This is a genomic window from Streptomyces sp. NBC_00554 (assembly GCF_041431135.1).
Taxonomy (GTDB): domain Bacteria; phylum Actinomycetota; class Actinomycetes; order Streptomycetales; family Streptomycetaceae; genus Streptomyces.
The window spans coordinates 5,517,942-5,536,420 of record NZ_CP107799.1 but is presented as its reverse complement, the minus strand read 5'-3'; the positions used below and the strand labels follow the sequence as shown (position 1 = coordinate 5,536,420).

20 protein-coding genes and 1 riboswitch are annotated in these 18,479 nt (G+C 69.3%); of the genes, 10 read left to right on the top strand and 10 right to left on the bottom strand.

All coding sequences use genetic code 11. The features are described 5' to 3' along the window. Window positions 1-11 precede the first annotated feature (11 nt). The gene (locus tag OG266_RS24405; protein WP_266459549.1) at window positions 12-290 is read right to left on the bottom strand and encodes a DUF4031 domain-containing protein; all 279 of its coding nucleotides are present in this window, start codon (window positions 288-290) and stop codon (window positions 12-14) included. Then, entirely contained in the window at window positions 287-679 is a 393-nt protein-coding gene (locus OG266_RS24400; protein WP_329546922.1) for a hypothetical protein, read from the bottom strand. Before OG266_RS24400 ends, OG266_RS24405 begins: the two co-directional genes overlap by 4 nt. Window positions 680-734: 55 nt before the next feature. Here OG266_RS24400 and OG266_RS24395 point away from each other — a divergent pair, with 55 nt between their 5' ends. From OG266_RS24395 to OG266_RS24380, 4 genes are all read left to right on the top strand, one after another. Next, the gene (locus OG266_RS24395; RefSeq protein ID WP_266459543.1) at window positions 735-1,658 is read left to right on the top strand and encodes a MurR/RpiR family transcriptional regulator; all 924 of its coding nucleotides are present in this window, start codon (window positions 735-737) and stop codon (window positions 1,656-1,658) included. A gap of 117 nt (window positions 1,659-1,775) precedes the next feature. Next, complete coding sequence (murQ, locus tag OG266_RS24390) at window positions 1,776-2,711, top strand: N-acetylmuramic acid 6-phosphate etherase (protein ID WP_371548413.1); 936 nt, start codon at window positions 1,776-1,778, stop codon at window positions 2,709-2,711. A gap of 16 nt (window positions 2,712-2,727) precedes the next feature. Then, window positions 2,728-4,272 carry a PTS transporter subunit EIIC gene (locus tag OG266_RS24385; protein ID WP_371548412.1) on the top strand — a complete coding sequence of 515 codons (1,545 nt, stop codon included), beginning with the start codon at window positions 2,728-2,730 and terminating at the stop codon, window positions 4,270-4,272. Then, window positions 4,269-4,856 (top strand): hypothetical protein, encoded by a 588-nt coding sequence (locus OG266_RS24380; protein WP_266459535.1) that lies wholly within the window; start codon window positions 4,269-4,271, stop codon window positions 4,854-4,856. The genes OG266_RS24385 and OG266_RS24380 overlap by 4 nt, the downstream gene beginning before the upstream one ends. Window positions 4,857-4,877: 21 nt before the next feature. Here the strand turns inward: OG266_RS24380 and OG266_RS24375 are convergent, their stop codons facing one another. Beyond that, window positions 4,878-5,627, bottom strand: a complete 750-nt coding sequence (locus OG266_RS24375) for a helix-turn-helix domain-containing protein (RefSeq protein WP_371548409.1) — start codon at window positions 5,625-5,627, stop codon at window positions 4,878-4,880. 245 nt (window positions 5,628-5,872) lie between these two features. On the opposite strand from OG266_RS24375, the gene OG266_RS24370 reads away from it, so the two are divergent. From OG266_RS24370 to OG266_RS24360, 3 genes are read left to right on the top strand one after another with little or no spacing between them, the layout of a single operon-like run. Beyond that, window positions 5,873-6,538 (top strand): DUF4097 family beta strand repeat-containing protein, encoded by a 666-nt coding sequence (locus OG266_RS24370; RefSeq protein ID WP_371552934.1) that lies wholly within the window; start codon window positions 5,873-5,875, stop codon window positions 6,536-6,538. A gap of 29 nt (window positions 6,539-6,567) precedes the next feature. Beyond that, window positions 6,568-7,527: an ATP-binding cassette domain-containing protein gene (locus OG266_RS24365; protein WP_371548408.1), complete on the top strand. Its 960-nt coding sequence runs from the start codon at window positions 6,568-6,570 to the stop codon at window positions 7,525-7,527. Next, on the top strand, window positions 7,527-8,312 hold the full coding sequence (locus OG266_RS24360) for an ABC transporter permease (protein ID WP_371548407.1): 786 nt from the start codon (window positions 7,527-7,529) through the stop codon (window positions 8,310-8,312). Before OG266_RS24365 ends, OG266_RS24360 begins: the two co-directional genes overlap by 1 nt. A gap of 126 nt (window positions 8,313-8,438) precedes the next feature. Here the strand turns inward: OG266_RS24360 and OG266_RS24355 are convergent, their stop codons facing one another. Continuing rightward, a complete protein-coding gene (locus tag OG266_RS24355) occupies window positions 8,439-8,831 on the bottom strand; it encodes a hypothetical protein (protein ID WP_266459525.1) in 393 nt (130 codons plus the stop codon). Between the two features lie 111 nt (window positions 8,832-8,942). Here OG266_RS24355 and OG266_RS24350 point away from each other — a divergent pair, with 111 nt between their 5' ends. Together OG266_RS24350 and OG266_RS24345 are read left to right on the top strand one after the other, a co-directional pair. Next, window positions 8,943-9,782 carry a helix-turn-helix domain-containing protein gene (locus OG266_RS24350; RefSeq protein ID WP_371548406.1) on the top strand — a complete coding sequence of 280 codons (840 nt, stop codon included), beginning with the start codon at window positions 8,943-8,945 and terminating at the stop codon, window positions 9,780-9,782. Beyond that, window positions 9,766-10,038 (top strand): DUF397 domain-containing protein, encoded by a 273-nt coding sequence (locus OG266_RS24345; RefSeq protein WP_371548405.1) that lies wholly within the window; start codon window positions 9,766-9,768, stop codon window positions 10,036-10,038. Before OG266_RS24350 ends, OG266_RS24345 begins: the two co-directional genes overlap by 17 nt. A 96-nt stretch (window positions 10,039-10,134) precedes the next feature. On the opposite strand, the gene OG266_RS24340 is transcribed toward OG266_RS24345, so the two are convergent. From OG266_RS24340 to thrC, 6 genes are all read right to left on the bottom strand, one after another. Further along, a complete protein-coding gene (locus OG266_RS24340) occupies window positions 10,135-11,202 on the bottom strand; it encodes a tyrosine-protein phosphatase (RefSeq protein WP_371548403.1) in 1,068 nt (355 codons plus the stop codon). 212 nt (window positions 11,203-11,414) lie between these two features. After that, window positions 11,415-12,614: an NADH:flavin oxidoreductase gene (locus OG266_RS24335; RefSeq protein WP_371548402.1), complete on the bottom strand. Its 1,200-nt coding sequence runs from the start codon at window positions 12,612-12,614 to the stop codon at window positions 11,415-11,417. Window positions 12,615-12,851: 237 nt separating this feature from the next. Continuing rightward, window positions 12,852-14,480 (bottom strand): chaperonin GroEL, encoded by a 1,629-nt coding sequence (groL, locus tag OG266_RS24330; RefSeq protein WP_266459511.1) that lies wholly within the window; start codon window positions 14,478-14,480, stop codon window positions 12,852-12,854. A 391-nt stretch (window positions 14,481-14,871) separates the two neighbouring features. After that, window positions 14,872-15,078: a cold-shock protein gene (locus OG266_RS24325; protein ID WP_164304865.1), complete on the bottom strand. Its 207-nt coding sequence runs from the start codon at window positions 15,076-15,078 to the stop codon at window positions 14,872-14,874. A 460-nt stretch (window positions 15,079-15,538) separates the two neighbouring features. Beyond that, the gene (locus tag OG266_RS24320) at window positions 15,539-15,814 is read right to left on the bottom strand and encodes a MoaD/ThiS family protein (RefSeq protein WP_266459508.1); all 276 of its coding nucleotides are present in this window, start codon (window positions 15,812-15,814) and stop codon (window positions 15,539-15,541) included. Continuing rightward, window positions 15,811-17,127: a threonine synthase gene (thrC, locus tag OG266_RS24315; protein ID WP_371548398.1), complete on the bottom strand. Its 1,317-nt coding sequence runs from the start codon at window positions 17,125-17,127 to the stop codon at window positions 15,811-15,813. The genes OG266_RS24320 and thrC overlap by 4 nt, the downstream gene beginning before the upstream one ends. 17 nt (window positions 17,128-17,144) lie before the next feature. Beyond that, window positions 17,145-17,292, bottom strand: a riboswitch (SAM riboswitch). Window positions 17,293-17,471: 179 nt separating this feature from the next. On the opposite strand from thrC, the gene OG266_RS24310 reads away from it, so the two are divergent. Next, window positions 17,472-18,446, top strand: a complete 975-nt coding sequence (locus tag OG266_RS24310) for a glucosyl-3-phosphoglycerate synthase (protein ID WP_371548396.1) — start codon at window positions 17,472-17,474, stop codon at window positions 18,444-18,446. Window positions 18,447-18,479: the final 33 nt, after the last annotated feature.

Below are 18,479 nucleotides of genomic sequence, written 5' to 3'. Positions count from 1 at the left end.
GCCGACCGAAGCTACGAACTCCTCGGCCCTGCCCACCTCTTGGCCCTGCGCAACCCCGCCCCGTACAGCAGCCGCACCACCTCGCGGCTGCTGACCTGCACCGCGCCCGCGCGCACCGCGTCCTCGTACCGGTGCGAGGGGATGTCGTAGTGGTCGCGCTCGAAGGCGCGGCGCGGGGCACCCAACTCCTCGGCGAAGGCGTGCAGTTCGTCGTACGAGACGTCGCTGATCAGGTGGGACCACAGGCGGCCGTGGCCCGGCCAGGTGGGCGGATCGATGTAGACGGTCACGAGGGCGGGGTCCCGCCGGCCGCCCCCAGCGTCCCCACCGAGGCCACCTTCACGCCTGCCTGGTGGCACACCCAGTGCGGGTCGGGACCGAGCTCGGGCTCGACCTCCAGGGCGTGCGGGTCGCCGGATTCGCAGACGGGGCACAGCGGCCAGCGCCCGTGCCGTTCGAGGAGGCCGTCCTGTACGTCCTGGGCGACGAGCCCGGCCACGTACTCCACGCCCTCGGGCCACTGCTCGACCCACCAGCGGCGCTGCACCACCGACTCCTCGACGAGCGAGACCACGTCGGCGTCCGCGACCTCGCGCGCGGCGAGATCGGCGAGGACGAGGGCGCGAGCCGCGTGCAACGCCTGCTCCAAGGGGCTGACGGGGCCGCTGATGGGGTTCATGCACCTATTGTGCGCACCCTTGACCGTATGCCCCAACGGAAAATATCTTTCAGTTGTGACCCGTGACGTGAAGGAAATTTTCGCCGGTGAGGCGCCGCCCGCCCCGGCCGCCCTCGCGGCCAAGGTGCGGACGCTCGCCCCGTCGATGACACGCTCCATGCAGCGGGTCGCGGAGGCCGTCGCCGCCGACCCGGCGGGCTGCGCGGCCCTCACGGTCACCGGCCTGGCCGAACTCACCGGTACCAGCGAGGCGACGGTGGTCCGCACCGCCCGCCTCCTCGGCTACCCCGGCTACCGCGACCTGCGCCTCGCGCTCGCCGGGCTCGCCGCCCAGCAGCAGTCGGGCCGCGCGCCCGCAGTCACCGCGGACATCGCGGTCGACGACCCCATCGCCGACGTGGTCGCCAAGCTCGCGTACGACGAGCAGCAGACCCTCGCCGACACCGCGGCCGGGCTCGACATGGCCCAGCTCAGCGCGGCGGTCACCGCGCTCGCCGCCGCCCGCCGTATCGACATCTACGGGCAGGGCGCGTCCGGTCTCGTCGCCCAGGACCTCGCGCAGAAGCTGCTCCGCATCGGGCTCATAGCCCACGCGCACAGCGACCCGCACCTCGCCGTCACCAACGCGGTGCAGCTGCGCGCCAAGGACGTGGCGATATCCATCACCCACTCCGGCTCGACCGGCGACGTCATCGAACCTCTCCGGGTCGCCTTCGAACACGGTGCGACGACGGTCGCGATCACCGGCCGCCCGGACGGGCCCGTGACGCAGTACGCGGACCACATCCTCACCACCTCGACGGCCCGCGAGAGCGAGCTGCGACCTGCGGCCATGTCGTCACGCACCAGCCAGCTGCTGGTGGTGGACTGTCTGTTCGTGGGGGTCGCCCAGCGGACGTACGCGACGGCTGCGCCGGCCTTGTCGGCGTCGTACGAGGCGTTGGCGCACCGGCACAGTCCGCGGGGGCGCTCGCGCTAGCTGGGCCGGGAGACTTGATGCCGTTGGAGCGCTGCGGGCCGTCTGTGGCTGGCCGCGCAGTTCCCCGCGCCCCTGACGGGGCGCCTTACCACCCCGCGTCGAAAAGAGCAGCCCGCCATGACCTCCAACGCCAACTACCGTGACCTGCGTGCCGAGTTGGAGACGCTCACCACCGAGGCGTTCCGGCCCGAGCTGGCCGAGATCGATCAGTTGCCGACGGTTGAGATCGCCCGGCTCATGAACGGCGAGGACGCGACCGTCCCGACGGCCGTCGCCGCGCGGCTTCCGCTCATCGCCGCCGCGATCGACGACATCGCGGAGCGGATGTCCCGCGGCGGGCGCCTGATCTACGCGGGCGCGGGCACCGCGGGCCGCCTCGGTGTCCTGGACGCGTCCGAGTGCCCGCCCACGTTCAACACCGCCCCGTCCGAGGTCGTGGGCCTGATCGCGGGCGGCCCGAGCGCGATGGTCACGTCGATCGAGGGGGCCGAGGACTCCAAGGAGCTGGCCGCGCGGGACCTCACGGAACTCGCGCTGACCTCCGACGACACGGTGGTCGGCGTCTCCGCCTCAGGACGCACCCCGTACGCCATCGGCGCCGTCGAACACGCCCGCGCACAGGGCGCGTTGACGATCGGCCTGTCCTGCAACGCGGACAGCGCGCTGGCAGCGGCAGCCGACCACGGCATCGAGGTCGTCGTCGGCCCGGAGCTGCTCACGGGCTCGACACGCCTGAAGGCGGGCACGGCCCAGAAGCTGGTCCTGAACATGCTCTCGACGATCACGATGATCCGCCTCGGCAAGACGTACGGGAACCTGATGGTCGACGTACGCGCCTCGAACGAGAAGCTCCGCGCCCGCTCCCGCCGCATCGTCGCGCTCGCGACGGGCGCCACGGACGAGGAGATCGAGCAGGCCCTCGCCGCCACGGACGGCGAGGTGAAGAACGCGATCCTCACCATCCTGGGCGGCGTCGACGGGCCGACCGCCGCCCGCCTTCTGGAGGAGAGCCACGGCCACTTGCGCGCGGCGCTCGCGGCGGCGCCCCGCTGACCAGCACCCTCGGGGAGTGCGCACTCCGAACGACCCCACCGCCACCGCGGCCGCCCTGCTCCCCCTCCTCGGCGGCCCCGCGAACATCACCTCCGTGGCCCACTGCATGACCCGCCTGCGCGTGGGCCTGCGGGACCGGACCCTGGTCCAGGACGAGGCCCTGCAAGCCCTCCCCGCCGTACTCGGCCTGGTCACGGACGACGAGACGTACCAGATCGTCCTGGGCCCGGGCACGGTCGCCCGCGTGACCCCGGAGTTCGAGGCACTGCTGACGACGACGGCATCAGCTGCAACGACCGCCGACGAACTGGCCTCGCGCGGCGCCGAGTTGAAGGAAGCGGGACGGCAGCGCAACGCCACCCCCGGCAAACTCCTGCTGCGCCGCGTCGCGAACATCTTCGTCCCCCTGATCCCCGCCCTCATCGGCTGCGGAATCATCGCGGGCCTCAACGGCCTGCTGATCAACCTGGGCCGGCTGGACGCGATCACCCCCGCCCTCGCCGCCATCGCCTCCGGCTTCATGGCGCTGATCGCCGTCTTCGTCGGCTACAACACGGCGAAGGAGTTCGGCGGCACCCCGATCCTGGGCGGCGCGGTGGCGGCGGTCATCGTGTACGCGGGAGTCGCGAAGGTGACGGCGTTCGGGATGACGCTGGCACCGGGCCAGGGCGGCGTACTCGGCGCACTGGCCGCCGCGCTCCTGGGCACGTACGTCGAGAAGTGGTGCCGCAGCTGGGTCCCGGAGGCCCTGGACGTCCTCCTCACCCCCACCCTCACGGTCCTGCTCACCGGCCTGGTCACGCTGTACGCCCTCATGTACGCGGCCGGCGAGCTGTCCTCCGCCATCGGCACCGGCGCGAACTGGCTCCTCTCCACCACCGGCGCCTTCGCGGGCCTGATCCTCGGCGGCCTCTTCCTCCCCCTCGTCATGCTCGGCCTGCACCAGGCCCTCATCCCCATCCACACCACCCTCATCGAGCAGCGGGGCTACACGGTCCTGCTGCCCATCCTGGCGATGGCGGGCGCGGGCCAGGTCGGCGCGGCCCTGGCGGTCTACGTCCGCCTCCGCCACGACCACTCCATGCGTACGACGATCAAGTCGGCGCTCCCGGCGGGGCTGCTGGGCGTGGGCGAACCCCTCATCTACGGCGTCTCACTCCCCCTCGGCCGCCCGTTCCTGACGGCCTGCGCGGGCGGGGCGGCGGGCGGCGCCTTCGTCGGCTTCTTCGCGATGCTCGGGGACAAGGTGGGATCGACGGCGATCGGGCCGTCGGGGTGGGCGCTGTTCCCGCTGCTGGCAGGAAGCGGGGGGCCGGCGATGACGGCGGCGATCTACGCAGGCGGGCTGCTGACCGGGTATGCCGTCGGCTTCGGGGCGACGTACGCCTTCGGTCTCGGGCCGGCTGTGAGAGGCGGCCTCGGTGCCGGTGCCGGTACTGAGGCCGGTGCCAGTGCTGGTGCCTCTGCCTCTGCCTCTGCCTCTGTCGACGGCACTGTCAGTGGTGTGTGCGACGCTTCGGAGAGTCAGGAAAACGCCCGGGGAGGGAACCGAACACCGTGAACCACGCACAGCTCACCGCTCTCGGCCGCGCCCTGCGTGTGCTGGGCGAGCACGGCGACGCTCTGAACGCCGACACCCCCGACGCGAAGCTGCACGAGATCAAGGCGGACCTGAAGCGGGCCCTCGACCTGCTCGACGAGACGGTCACCACGGCCGCGCCCACCACCCGCTGCTCCGAGCACCCGAACGGCCCGGTCGACGAGGCCGCCGCCGACCTCTGCCTGCTCTGCGAGACCCGCCGCCGCGCCGCCCGCCGCTCCCAGGTGAACGGCTCCTTCTCGCACGGCCGTGGACCCGGCCCCGACGAGGCCCCCGAGCGCACGAAGTCCCGCTACGGCCTGCGCGAAGACCGCCCCCAGCCCCAGCAGCGCTGGCTCCCGGAAGTCTGGAACGGCCAGGCGTGGCAGCTCTGCGGCACCCCGCGCCGCGACCGCATCGAGGCCGAGCGCTACCTCGCCGCCGAGCGCAAGACCCCCCGCCCCGGCATGGCCTACCGCCTGATCCACGAGTTCACGGACTACGAGGTGCTGCGCATCTGGGGCACCCCCGTGAAGATCGACATCGAGCCGATGGGGAACCTGTAGACATCGCGCCCGCCGGGCGCCCTAGTCCGAACTCGGCTCGGCAGCGCCGTCCGTGGTCGTTGCGGATTTCGTCTGGAGGATCTCGCGGGCCTGCTCCGCGGCGCGGGCGATGGCCTCGCTGACGAAGTCGAGGAAGCGGGCGACGTTCTCCAGGCGGGTGGCGGCCGGGGTGCCCGGAACGAGGACACCGACGCCCTGCCGTGCGATCTCGACGATCTGGGCGGTGGACCGGGCGCTGGCCATCATCGACTGGTACCAGATGTCGTCGTCGACGACATAGCGCTCGCGTCGGCGTTCGTCGCGTTCCCGGCGGACCAGGCCCTGGCTCTCCAGGAACGCGATCGCCTTGGAGACGGACGCCGGGCTGACCTGGAGACGCTGGACGAGTTCGGCCGCGGTGAGGCTGCCGGTGTCGGTGACGGTGAGGCTGGCCATCACCCGGGACATCATCGTGGGCATACCCGAGCCCATCATGACGGTCGTGAACGTCTCCTCGAACTCGCGCACGGCCTCGGCATCGCGTCCGTGGGCCTGCGCCGGCGCCTCCGCACCTCGGGGCGCCGCCTGCGTGCGCCTGTGGGCACGGCGTTCAGTCGCGCGGTGGGCCACCTCGGCGCGGTAGGCGGTGGGGCCGCCGTTGCGCATCACCTCACGCGTGATCGTCGAGGTCGGGCGGTCGAGACGCCTGGCGATCTCCGCGTAGGCGAGGCCGTCGGCCAGCCCCAGCGCGATCTGCTGGCGTTCCTGCTGAGTGAGCCTGCCTCCCGGCATTGCGATCTCCTTCGTTCCCCTTGATACCTCCAGCATAGCGTTCACCTTCAATTCATTGCAACGCACAGGCGACTTTCGTTGCGTTAGCCTTGAGGATCGTTGCAACGATTTCCTGGCCTTCACCTGTACTGATAGCGATTGGGCGCAACGAACACGTTGAAGGATCTCTAAATGCAACGTAGCTTTTCCGTCATCGGAAACGACGCGGTCCAAAGGAGCGCGCGATGCAGATGAAGGAGAGCACCATGCAGAAGTTCGACACCCCCGCCCCCGTCTCCGCCGTCCTGGACATCCCGGCCGGGCGCGTCCAGTTCATCGCCGCCGACCGGGCCGACACCACGGTCGAGGTGCTGCCCACGGACGCCTCCAAGGGCCGTGACGTGAAGGCGGCGGAGCAGATCACGGTCGCCTACGCCGACGGGATCCTGCACATCGGGGCCCCGGCGGCGAAGAACCAGCTCTTCGGCGCCTCCGGATCGGTCGAGGTGACCGTCCAGCTGCCCGCCGGCTCCCGCGTCGAGGGGAAGGCGGCCGCCGCCGAGCTCCGGGGCGTCGGGCGCCTCGGCGACGTCGTCTTCGACGGCGCGTACCACCGGATCAAGATCGACGAGGCGGCGAGCCTGCGGCTCACCGCGACCGACGGTGATGTCGAGGTCGGCCGGCTGGGCGGCCCCGGCGAGATCAGCACCGCGCGGGGCGACATCCGGATCGCCGAGGCCGTGCGCGGCACGGTCGTGCTCCGCACCCAGTCCGGTGACATCTCGGTCGCGGCCGCCGCCGGAGTGTCCGCAGCCCTGGACGCCGGCACCGACTACGGCCGCGTCAGCAACGCCCTCAAGAACGACGGCACCGCCGGACTCGACATCCGCGCCACCACCTCCCGCGGCGACATCACCGCCCGCAGCCTCTAGCAACCCGCAGCCTCTGAAGGAGACCCACCATGACCAACCCGGCCATCGCCGCGAACGGGCTGCGCAAGTCCTACGGCGACAAGACGGTCCTCGACGGCGTCGACCTGACAGTGCCGACCGGCACGGTCTTCTCCCTGCTCGGCCCGAACGGCGCCGGCAAGACCACCGCCGTCAAGATCCTCTCCACCCTCATCACCGCCGACCCCGGCACCGGCGACATCCACATCGGCGGCCACAACCTCGCCACCCACCCCCAGGCTGTACGCGCCGCAATCGGCGTCACCGGCCAGTTCTCGGCCGTCGACGGCCTGATCACCGGCGAGGAGAACATGCTCCTCATGGCAGACCTGCACCACCTGCCCCGCAGCGAAGGCCGCCGCACCGCCACCGAACTCCTGGAACGCTTCGACCTCACCGAGGCCGCGAAGAAGCCAGCCTCCACCTACTCCGGCGGCATGAAACGCCGCCTCGACCTCGCCATGACCCTCGTCGGCAACCCGCGGATCATCTTCCTCGACGAACCGACCACCGGCCTCGACCCGCGCGCCCGGCACAACATGTGGCAGATCATCCGCGAGTTGGTCTCCGACGGGGTGACCGTCTTCCTCACCACCCAGTACCTCGAGGAAGCCGACCAGCTCGCCGACCACATCGCGGTGCTGAACGACGGCAGGATCGCCGCCCAGGGCACCGCCGAGCAGCTGAAGCGACTGATCCCCGGCGGACACGTCCGGCTCCGCTTCACCGACCCGGCCGCGTACCAGTCCGCCGCCTCCGCACTGCGCGAGGCCACACGCGACGACGAAGCACTGGCGCTGCAGATTCTCAGCGACGGCAGCCAGCGCGAACTGCGCTCCATCCTCGACCGGCTGGACTCGACCGGCATCGAAGCCGACGAACTCACAGTCCACACCCCCGACCTCGACGATGTGTTCTTCGCCCTGACCGGCACCACCAAGGTCCCCAACCAGCCGAAGGAAGCAGTCTGATGAGTACCTTCTCGCTCGCCGTCCGCGACTCGAACACGATGCTGCGCCGCAACCTCCTGCACGCGCGCCGCTACCCGTCCCTCACCCTGAACCTGCTGCTCACGCCGATCATGCTGCTACTGCTCTTCGTCTACATCTTCGGCGACGTGATGAGCGCGGGCATCGGCGGCGCCGACCGCTCCGACTACATCGCCTACATCGTCCCGGGCATCCTGATGATGACCATCGGCTCCACCGTGATCGGCGCCGCGGTGTCCGTCGCCACCGACATGTCCGAGGGTGTCATCGCCCGCTTCCGCACGATGGCCATCCACCGCGGCTCCGTGATCATCGGGCACGTCGTCGGCAGCGTGTTGCAGGTACTCGCCAGCCTGGTCCTCGTCGGTGCCGTCGGCGTGGCCATCGGCTTCCGCTCCACCGACGCAACCGCCCTGGAGTGGCTGGCGGCGTTCGGGCTGCTCGCGCTGTTCTCCCTGGCGCTCACCTGGATCGCGGTCGGAATGGGCATGGCCAGCCCGAACGCCGAGGCGGCCAGTAACAGTGCGATGCCGCTGATCCTCCTCCCGCTCATCTCCAGCGCCTTCATCCCGGCCGACACCATGCCCGGCTGGTTCCAGCCCATCGCCGAGTACCAGCCCTTCACCCCCGCCATCGAAACCCTGCGCGGCCTGCTCCTCGGCACCGAGATCGGCAACAACGGGTGGATCACAATCGCCTGGTGCCTGGCTCTCACGGCGCTCGGCTACCGCTGGTCGACCTCGAAGTTCAACAGCGACCCGAAGTAACCGCCATGAAAGCGCGGGCCACCTCCCGCAACTCGTCCCGCCCCAGGGCGGCGTGCCCCGACACCAAGTCGGAGTACGCCGCCCCTTCGGCGTACTGGGACGACTGCTTCGCACCGTGGGCCAGTCTCAGGGGAGGCGTACCTCACGATTCCTCTCCCGTACCCGCGCCCGCAGTACCTCCCCCTGCGCCGCGGGCCTGGTCGACTCCGGCGGGCAGTCCCACTCCCGGCCCCCACCCACGGGCCGCAACTGCACCTTCCCGCCCACATGCCCCATCACCTCCCCGACCTGCCCGTCCCGTACGTCCACGACGTACGCCCCGACCGGCGGCCGCTCCCCGCGCAGCACGGACGCCAGCTTCTCGGCCGTACGTACGTTGCAGCGCCCCAGGACGACCAGAGCGAACGGCTCGTCGCTCGCGCCGGTCACGGGGTCGACACACAGGGACGGCAGAACGACACCCACGCCCGTGAGTGCGTCCCGAAGCAGGGCGACGACCTCTTCCGTCGACCGCAGCATTCCTTCACCTCCACGCAGAGTTCACTGTTCGCAACACAGCGTGTCTGTCGCGCCTCTAACCTGGCCAGAGGGGACGACCCAACAACATCGTCCGTGGGACAGGGAGTTGCGATGGCAGGACCGAAGGACCTCGACCCGTCGTCGTCCCCGCGCGCGCTGCTGGGAGCGGAGTTGCGTCACGCCAGAGAGAAAACCGGGCTGAGCCAAGACGAGTTGGGGGCGCTGCTGTTCGTGAGCGGCTCGTTCATTGGGCAGTTGGAGGCGGCGACGCGGCGGATCCAGCCGGAGTACGCGCGGCTGCTGGACGAGGTCCTGGGCACGGGTGACTTCTTCCAGCGGAACTGCGGGGCGACGGACAAGTCCCGCTACCCCGAGCACTTCGCCGAGGCGGCGGAGGCGGAGGCGCTGGCCACGGCGATCCGCCAGTACGCGCCGATTCTGATCCCAGGGCTACTCCAGACACCGGCGTACGCGCGGGCCGTGAATCGGGCGTACGCCCCGACGGCACCGGAGGAGACCATCGACGAGCGGGTTGAAGGCCGGATGGCGCGGACGCGTCTACTCGACGACCCAACAAGGCCGTTGTTGTGGGCGGTACTTGACGAGGCGGCGTTGCGCCGGGAGACCGGTGGGCGAGCGGTCATGGCGGAGGCCCTGCACCACGTCGCCGGTCTGGCCCGCCGGAGCCGGGTCATCGTGCAGGTACTGCCGTTCAGCGCGGGGGCGCACACGGCGATGGAGGGTTACCTGAGGCTGATGGACTTCGAGGACGCCCCTCCGCTGGTCTACTTCGAGGGCCCCGGCACGGGACGGCTGGAGGACGATCCGGCCACCGTCGCCCGGCTGAGACTCACCTTCGAACTCCTCGCGGCCTCCGCGCTCTCGCCGGAGAAGTCCCTGGCCTTGATCGAGGCGTTGGCGCAGGATTACGCCCATGAGGAACTTCCCTGACTACGACCTGAGCACGGCCACCTGGCACAAGTCCAGCTACAGCGGCGGCAGCGGCGGCGAGTGCCTGGAGATCGCCCGCTGGCGCAAGTCGACCTACAGCGGCGGCGGCGGCAACGACTGCCTCGAAGTCGCCGACGCCCACCCCACCCTCGTCCCCGTCCGCGACTCCAAAACCCCCCACGGCCCGAAGCTCGCGTTCCGGCCGGAGGCCTGGTCGGCGTTCGTCGCGGGCGTCAAGAACTCCACAGCCAAGTAATTGGCAGATGCGTCCCAGCAACCGTCCACAAACCCGCAGGTGAAGCGACCCCACCGTGGAACACATCTGCCGATCACCTCCCGCTCAGGACGACGGTCAGCCGATCAGCAGGTCCCGGTTCAGGGCGCGGAGTTCGCCCGTGTCGATGCCGAGGCCCTTCCGTAGGTACGAGTTGAACGAGCCGTACTCCGTGCTCACCTCGTCGAAGCCGGAGTTGAGGTACTCGGGACGGACGTCGAGGAGCGGCTTGTACACCTTGGCCTGGGCGGCCGGCATCGCGGCGAGCGTGGCCGCGTTGACCGTCGCGCGGTACGTGTTGCTGGCGAGGTAGTCGTCCATCACCGTCGCGCGCGGCACGCCCAGCGCCGTGAGCAGGGCCGCGCTGGACCAGCCGGTGCGGTCCTTGCCCGCGGTGCAGTGGTAGAGCAGGCCGTGCCGGGACTCGTCGGCGACACCGGCGAACACCGCGCTGTAGGCGGCCCGCGCCGAGTCCCCGCTGACCATGAACTTCTCGCCCTCCACCATCATCTCGACCGCCTCGTCCTCGGTCGTGGGCATGGTGGTGAAGGTGGCCGAACCGGCGAGCACGTCGGCGACGGTGTACGCGGCACCGGACGGCACGTGGTCGGGGGCGGACGTACGCTCGGACGCCATCCGCAGGTCGTAGACCGCCTGTACGCCGAGGCGCTCGAGCTTCGCGAGGTCGGCGTCGGTGAGCTTGTTCAGGGCGTCCGAGCGGTAGATCTCGCCCATCTTCACCCAGTGGCCGTCGGCGGTCCGGTAGCCGCCCGCGTCACGGAAGTTGACCGCTCCGTCGAGCTTGACGAGGCGATCGGCGAGGTGGAGTGAACCGCCGCGCTGGGGCACCAGGTCGAACCACTGCCGGTCGGCGGCGGGCAGCCCGCTCACCGTGACGTCCCCGTGAGCACCGCCGCGCGCGACGACATGACCGTTGGCCCGGATGGTCACAGACCGCACGCCGGGGGCCTTCCAGACGATGCGATACGAGCCGTTGTCGTTCGCGGTCACGGTCGCGGCCGTGAAGGGGATACGGCTGGTGGCGGCCGTGTGCTTGGCCGGCGCGGCCAGGGCGGCGGGCGTGGTCAGGGAGACGGAGACAGCGGTGAGCGCGAGGGCGACACCGGCGAGCGTGAGGTTCTTCATGAGACGGATGCTGTGTGCACTCACCGACGGAGAGGTGAACGGCAAGCAGATGACAACTTCTGCCGGGATGGCAGTTTGTGCCATCCGAGCATTCGGGCATCCCGGCATCCCGGCATCCGGACGCCCTGCAGAGCCCCCGAGCAAACGCCGAAGGGCGGCACCCCTCGCGAGAAGGGTGCCGCCCTCGACGTACAGGCAAAAAGAGCAGCGGCTCAGCTGAGCGACCGCAGCGACGCCGCCTCGTACGCCCCCAGCTCTCCGAGCCGTCCGTCGAGGACCTTCGCGGCCCACTCCGGGTCCTGGAGCAGGGCGCGGCCCACCGCGACCAGGTCGAACTCGTCGCGCTCCAGGCGGTCGAGGAGGTTGTCGAGGCTCGCCGCCTGGGCGCCCTCGCCGGCGAAGGAGCGGAGGAAGTCGCCGCCGTCGAGGCCGACCGAGCCGACGGTGATGGTGGGCTTGCCCGTGAGCTTCTTCGTCCAGCCCGCGAGGTTGAGGTCGGAGCCTTCGAACTCCGGGAGCCAGTAGCGGCGCGTGGAGGCGTGGAAGGCGTCCACTCCGGCCTCGGCGAGCGGGGTCAGGAGGGCGCCGAGCTCCTCGGGCGTCTCCGCGAGGCGGGCGTCGTACGCCTCCTGCTTCCACTGCGAGTAGCGGAAGAGGATCGGGAAGTCGGGCGAGACCGCGGCGCGGACGGCGGCGACGATCTCGGTCGCGAACTTGGTACGGGCGACCAGGTCACCCCCGTACGCGTCCGTGCGGCGGTTGGTGCCCTCCCAGAAGAACTGGTCGATCAGGTAGCCGTGTGCGCCGTGCAGTTCGACCCCGTCGAAGCCGATGCGCTCGGCGGCGGCCGCGGCCTCGGCGAACGCCGCGATGACGTCGTCCAGGTCGGCCTGGGTCATCTCCTTGCCCTCGCCGGCCGTGCCGTTGATGCGCAGGCCGGACGGGCCGACCGCGGGGGCCTCCGCGAACGGCGGCTCACCCGCGCTGCGCACCATGCCGATGTGCCACAGCTGCGGCACGATCTTCCCGCCCGCCGCGTGCACGGCCTCGGCGACCTTCGCCCAGCCCGCCAGCTGCTCCTCGCCGTGGAAGCGGGGGATGCTGTCGCTCTGCCCGGCCGACTCATGACCGATGTACGTGCCCTCGGTGACGATGAGGCCCACGCCCGCGGCGGCGCGGCGGGCGTAGTACGACGCGACGTTCTCACCGGGGATACCGCCCGGGGAGAACTGGCGGGTCATCGGCGCCATGACGATCCGGTTCGGGACGGTCAGGCCGTTGAGGGACAGGGGGCGGGACAGGATCTGGGCCGCGCGGGAGGGGGCGAGTGTCACGTGGGGGCTCCTCGGAGGGGTCGGTCGGGCATCGGTCGATCGGACATCGGTCGATCCGGCGGAGTGATGCTCATGCATATGTGCAGGTGATTAATACTGCAGATGATGAATATGTGCATGCGCATCGATTCCGCGTCAACGTCAACCGCCTCACCCATCACCGCATTCCGGCCCCCGGCACACTGCCCCGGTGATCCAGGACACTCGGGCACCAGGAAGGCGTACGAAAACGCCCGAGGGCGGCACCCCCTGGGAGAAGGGGTGCCGCCCTCGGTACGAAGGACGGTGATCAACCGTGGCCGGAGCCGGGGTCGATCAGAAGTCCATGTCACCGCCCGGCATGCCGCCACCGGCGCCCGCGCCGGCACCGGCCTTCTCCGGCTTGTCCGCGATGACGGCCTCGGTGGTAAGGAACAGCGCGGCGATGGACGCGGCGTTCTGCAGGGCAGAGCGCGTGACCTTCGCCGGGTCGATGATGCCTTCGGCGATCATGTCGACGTACTCACCGGTCGCGGCGTTCAGGCCGTGACCGACGGGCAGGTTGCGCACCTTCTCGACGATGACGCCACCCTCGAGACCACCGTTGACGGCGATCTGCTTGAGCGGGGCCTCCAGGGCGAGCCGCACGGCGTTGGCGCCGGTCGCCTCGTCACCCGTGAGCTCCAGCTTCTCGAAGACCGAGGAAGCCTGGATGAGAGCCACGCCACCACCGGCGACGATGCCCTCCTCGACGGCCGCCTTCGCGTTGCGAACGGCGTCCTCGATGCGGTGCTTGCGCTCCTTGAGCTCGACCTCGGTGGCGGCACCGGCCTTGATGACGGCCACGCCGCCCGCGAGCTTCGCCAGGCGCTCCTGGAGCTTCTCGCGGTCGTAGTCCGAGTCCGAGTTCTCGATCTCGGCGCGGATCTGGTTGACCCGGCCGGCGACCTGGTCGGCAGAGCCGGAGCCGTCGACGATCGTGGTCTCGTCCTTGGTGATGACGACCTTGCGGGCACGGCCCAGCAGGTCGACACCCGCGTTCTCCAGCTTGAGGCCGACCTCCTCGGAGATGACCTCGCCGCCCGTGAGGATGGCGATGTCGCCGAGCATGGCCTTGCGGCGGTCACCGAAGCCCGGAGCCTTGACGGCGACGGACTTGAAGGTGCCACGGATCTTGTTGACGACCAGCGTCGACAGAGCCTCGCCCTCGACGTCCTCGGCGATGATCAGCAGCGGCTTGCCCGACTGCATGACCTTCTCCAGGAGCGGGAGCAGGTCCTTGACGTTGGCGATCTTCGAGTTGGCGATCAGGATGTAGGGGTCGTCGAGGACGGCCTCCATACGCTCCATGTCGGTGGCGAAGTACGCCGAGATGTAGCCCTTGTCGAAGCGCATACCCTCGGTGAGCTCGAGCTCCAGACCGAAGGTCTGGGACTCCTCGACGGTGATGACGCCTTCCTTGCCGACCTTGTCCATCGCCTCGGCGATGAGCTCGCCGATCTGGGTGTCGGCGGCGGAGATGGAGGCCGTGGAAGCGATCTGCTCCTTGGTCTCGACATCCTTGGCCTGCTCGAGCAGGGCACCGGAGACGGCCTCGACGGCCTTCTCGATACCACGCTTGAGGGCCATCGGGTTGGCACCCGCGGCTACGTTGCGAAGGCCCTCGCGGACCAGCGCCTGCGCCAGAACGGTCGCGGTGGTCGTACCGTCACCGGCGACGTCGTCCGTCTTCTTGGCGACTTCCTTGACCAGCTCAGCGCCGATCTTCTCGTAAGGGTCCTCGAGCTCGATCTCCTTGGCGATGGAAACACCATCGTTGGTGATCGTGGGGGCGCCCCACTTCTTCTCGAGGACGACGTTGCGGCCCTTGGGGCCAAGGGTGACCTTGACGGCGTCGGCGAGCTGGTTCATCCCGCGCTCGAGACCGCGCCGTGCCTCCTCGTCGAACGCGATGATCTTGGCCATGTGAAGTGGTCCTCCCGGACTGGGGTGGATTGCTCCGGACCGCGCCCGCGCCCGCGACGGACGGCCTGCCTGCCTCGTGGTTCCTTGCCCCACTTGGCCTGCGGGCCTCACTGACCCGGTCCTCGTTGTCACTCTCACCTGCAGAGTGCTAACGCCAATGATTAGCACTCGCCCCTACCGAGTGCAAGCGGCTCCGGAAGATCCCCAGGTGAAACGGGGGGCGTGCACAGGCGCGCGGGCCCGTAAGCACGTACACGGGAAGACACGGGGTCCCGTACGCACGTACACGTGAAGAGGGGACAGACCGCCGGACAGACCGAAGGGCTCGCACCCCCTGCCGGGGATACGAGCCCTTCGTCACGTCGAACAGAACAGTCAGTCGGCGCGTGCTTCAGCTGGTCGCCAGCCGGACCATGTCCGCCTGCGGCCCCTTCTGGCCCTGCGAGATCTCGAACTCGACCCGCTGGCCCTCTTCAAGGGTGCGGTAGCCGTCCATCTGAATCGCGCTGTAGTGGACGAATACATCCGCACCACCGTCGACCGCGATGAAGCCGTACCCCTTCTCCGCGTTGAACCACTTGACGGTGCCCTGAGCCATGCCTAACTCCCCTATTACTGGCCCTTGCACAGGACCGCACTTCGCGGGCCCGGGTCAGACCTCACCCCCCAACGATTGGGGGTGTGCGCCGGAACGCGTCGACCGCGGCTGAATGTATCTGTCCAACTGCCCTCTGCAACAGGTCAATCGGACGAGAATTCTGGGCGTGACCGATCGGGAATATGCGGAGAATTCGCAAAGATTCAGGGCAAGTCGGGCCCCATAAATGCCATAAACGGCTCAAAAGTGCAGGGCACTTTGGCTACTTCTTGTCGGACTTCGGGCAAGAACTCATATGCGCCCGGCATGAAACCAACATGGAAAGCGAAGCACGTTCCCCAACTGTACCGCGCTCAACCATACAGAATTGCCCCCTCCGCTTCTCTCACGGAGGGGGCAATCAGGTGAACTCTCGGTGATTGCGATTACCCAAGGTAACTGCAATCGCTGTGCGTAATGGTCAGCCTCCGGCGACGGCCGGAATGATCGAGACGCCGGCGCCGTCCGGCGTCGCCGTCTCCAGGCCCTGCTCGAAGCGGACGTCGTCGTCGTTCACGTACACGTTGACGAAGCGGCGCAGCTTGCCCTGGTCGTCCAGGACGCGGGCGGCGATACCGGTGTGGTTCTTCTCAAGGTCGGAGATGACCTCGCCGAGGGTGCCACCCTCGGCCGTCACCTCGGCCTTGCCGCCGGTGTAGGTGCGCAGGATGGTGGGGATGCGGACATTGACGCTCATGACGCGAGGCCAGCCTCTCGGAAGGAGTCCAGGTTCGGGCGGATGGTAGCGGTGAGCCCGGTGTCCGAGGCCACCGCGTCCAGGGTCTTGAGGCCGTCGCCGGTGTTGAGGACGACCGTGGTGAGGGTCGGGTCGAGCAGACCGTTCTCGATCAGCTTCTTCGCCACACCCACCGTCACGCCACCCGCCGTCTCGGCGAAGATGCCCTCCGTCTGAGCGAGGAGCTTGATCGCCTCGACGACCTGCTCGTCGTTGACGTCCTCCACGGCGCCGCCGGTGCGCCGCGCGATGTCGAGCACGTACGGCCCGTCCGCCGGGTTGCCGATGGCGAGCGACTTGGCGATGGTGTTCGGCTTCTGGGGCCGTACGACGTCGTGCCCGGCCTTGTAGGCCACGGACACCGGCGAGCAGCCCTCGGCCTGGGCGCCGAAGATCTTGTACGGCTTGTCCTCGACGAGCCCGAGCTTGATCAGCTCCTGCAGGCCCTTGTCGATCTTCGTGAGCTGGGAGCCGGAGGCGATCGGGATCACCAGCTGGTCGGGGAGCTGCCAGCCGAGCTGCTCGCAGATCTCGTACGCGAGGGTCTTGGAGCCCTCCGCGTAGTACGGCCGCAGGTTGACGTTGACGAAGCCCCAGCCCTCGCCGGCCGGGTCGCCGATCAGCTCGGAGCAGAAACGGTTCACGTCGTCGTAGTTGCCCTCGATGCCGACGAGCTCGCCGCCGTACACCGCGGCCATGACGATCTTGCCCTGCTCCAGGTCGTGCGGGATGAACACGCAGGAGCGGAAGCCGGCCCGGGCCGCGGCGGCGCCGACGGCGCCGGCGAGGTTGCCGGTGGAGGAGCAGGAGAGGGTGGTGAAGTTGAACGCGCGCGCGGCCTCGATGGCCTGGGCGACGACGCGGTCCTTGAAGGAGTGCGTCGGGTTGCCCGAGTCGTCCTTGACGAAGAGCTTGCCGGGGGTGACGCCCAGTTCGCGGGCGAGGTTGTCGGCCTGGACGAGCTTGGTCCAGCCGGGGTTGATGTTCGGCTTCTCGGCGACGTCCGCCGGGACCGGCAGGAGCGGCGCGTAGCGCCAGATGTTCGCGGGGCCCGCTTCGATGCGCTTGCGGAGGTCCTCGGTCTCGTAGGCCGAGAAGTCGTACGCGATCTCCAGCGGGCCGAAACACTCCTCGCAGGCGAAGACCGGGCCGAGCGGCACACGGTGTCCGCACTCGCGGCAGGAAAGCGCGGCGGCGGGGCCCAGATCGACGGAGTTCGCGGAATCCGGGGAGGTCACGGTGTTCGTGGTGCTTGCAACTGTCTGCGCAGCCATGGAGGGGAGGCCCTTTCTCCTCATCTTCCTCACGACGCACTTCGCCGTGAGACGGATTTGGCACCTTCCCGAGCCGGGAGCCTCACCACGTCGACGTGACAAGAACCAGCTGGAGGGTTGCCGGGGCTTCAACGGGCCGTATCCCTCTGCCCCTCTGGATGAGCGGTATTCAGTTGTACGCGCAACGACCCCCGACATGCGATGGTCATCAGCGTTGTTCAAGACTGTAACCGAAGGCCTGGATGGTGGAGAGAGCCGTCCGAACCGCGAGATGACAGCGACACACCAACCGCTGGCGCGGCGACGGGCACACGCATCCCAATGAACGCAAGGGAGAGCCGCACGTGCTGGAAGACGTCGAGCGCTGGCTGAGCACGCGCTCCTGGTCCGTGAGTGACCGCCCGCTCAAGAAGCTGATAGCCGCGAAGCGATCCACCAACTCCACGGTGAGCGTGGTCCTGCCCGCGCTCAACGAGGAGGCGACGGTCGGTGAGATCGTCTCCATCATCCGCCGCGACCTGATGACGGCGAAAGTCCCCCTTGTCGACGAGATCGTCGTCATCGACTCGGGTTCGACGGACCGCACCTCCGAGGTCGCCACCGCCGCGGGCGCCCGGGTTGTTCACCGGGACGAAATACTCCCCCGCATCCCGGCCGTGCCCGGCAAGGGCGAGGTCCTGTGGCGGTCACTCCTCGTGACGAGCGGTGACATCGTCTGCTTCATCGACGCGGACCTCAAGGAGTTCTCCTCGGACTTCGTCTCCGGGATCGTGGGGCCGCTGCTCACCGAGCCCGGCGTGGACCTCGTCAAGGCGATGTACGACCGCCCGCTGAACCTGCCGGGCGAGCCCACCTCCGGCAGAACCGCGGCCGGCCAGGGCGGCCGTGTGACCGAGCTGATGGCCCGCCCGCTGCTGAACATGCACTGGCCGCAGCTGGCCGGATTCGTCCAGCCGCTCGGCGGCGAATACGCGGCCCGCCGCTCCCTCCTCGAACAGCTCCCGTTCCCGGTCGGATACGGCGTGGAGCTCGGCATGCTCGTCGACGCCCTGCACCTCGTGGGCCTGGACGCACTCGCCCAGGTCGACGTCGGCGTCCGCAAGCACCGGCACCAGGACGGTCAGGCGCTGGGCCGGATGTCCGCGGCGATCTACCGCACGGCCCAGCTGAGGCTGGCCCGCGGGCACCTCATCCGTCCGGCCATCACCCAGTTCGAACGGGGCGAGGACGGCTTCGAGCCGCGGACGTACTCCGTGGACACGGAGGAACGGCCTCCGATGGCGGAAATCTCGGAGTACCAATCACGCAAAGCGGCGTAATCGGACGGCTGTATACGCCTCCGCCGCACCCCG

Excerpts from the sequence above, each read along its gene's own strand:
- OG266_RS24400 (WP_329546922.1), bottom strand. The coding sequence starts at position 679 with ATGAACCCCATCAGCGGCCCCGTCAGCCCCTTGGAGCAGGCGTTGCAC.
- murQ (WP_371548413.1), top strand. The coding sequence starts at position 1,776 with ATGACCTCCAACGCCAACTACCGTGACCTGCGTGCCGAGTTGGAGACG.
- OG266_RS24375 (WP_371548409.1), bottom strand. The coding sequence starts at position 5,627 with ATGCCGGGAGGCAGGCTCACTCAGCAGGAACGCCAGCAGATCGCGCTG.
- OG266_RS24370 (WP_371552934.1), top strand. The coding sequence starts at position 5,873 with ATGCAGAAGTTCGACACCCCCGCCCCCGTCTCCGCCGTCCTGGACATC.
- OG266_RS24365 (WP_371548408.1), top strand. The coding sequence starts at position 6,568 with ATGACCAACCCGGCCATCGCCGCGAACGGGCTGCGCAAGTCCTACGGC.
- OG266_RS24360 (WP_371548407.1), top strand. The coding sequence starts at position 7,527 with ATGAGTACCTTCTCGCTCGCCGTCCGCGACTCGAACACGATGCTGCGC.
- OG266_RS24355 (WP_266459525.1), bottom strand. The coding sequence starts at position 8,831 with ATGCTGCGGTCGACGGAAGAGGTCGTCGCCCTGCTTCGGGACGCACTC.
- OG266_RS24350 (WP_371548406.1), top strand. The coding sequence starts at position 8,943 with ATGGCAGGACCGAAGGACCTCGACCCGTCGTCGTCCCCGCGCGCGCTG.
- OG266_RS24345 (WP_371548405.1), top strand. The coding sequence starts at position 9,766 with ATGAGGAACTTCCCTGACTACGACCTGAGCACGGCCACCTGGCACAAG.
- OG266_RS24340 (WP_371548403.1), bottom strand. The coding sequence starts at position 11,202 with ATGAAGAACCTCACGCTCGCCGGTGTCGCCCTCGCGCTCACCGCTGTC.
- OG266_RS24335 (WP_371548402.1), bottom strand. The coding sequence starts at position 12,614 with ATGCATGAGCATCACTCCGCCGGATCGACCGATGTCCGATCGACCGAT.
- groL (WP_266459511.1), bottom strand. The coding sequence starts at position 14,480 with ATGGCCAAGATCATCGCGTTCGACGAGGAGGCACGGCGCGGTCTCGAG.
- OG266_RS24325 (WP_164304865.1), bottom strand. The coding sequence starts at position 15,078 with ATGGCTCAGGGCACCGTCAAGTGGTTCAACGCGGAGAAGGGGTACGGC.
- OG266_RS24320 (WP_266459508.1), bottom strand. The coding sequence starts at position 15,814 with ATGAGCGTCAATGTCCGCATCCCCACCATCCTGCGCACCTACACCGGC.
- thrC (WP_371548398.1), bottom strand. The coding sequence starts at position 17,127 with ATGGCTGCGCAGACAGTTGCAAGCACCACGAACACCGTGACCTCCCCG.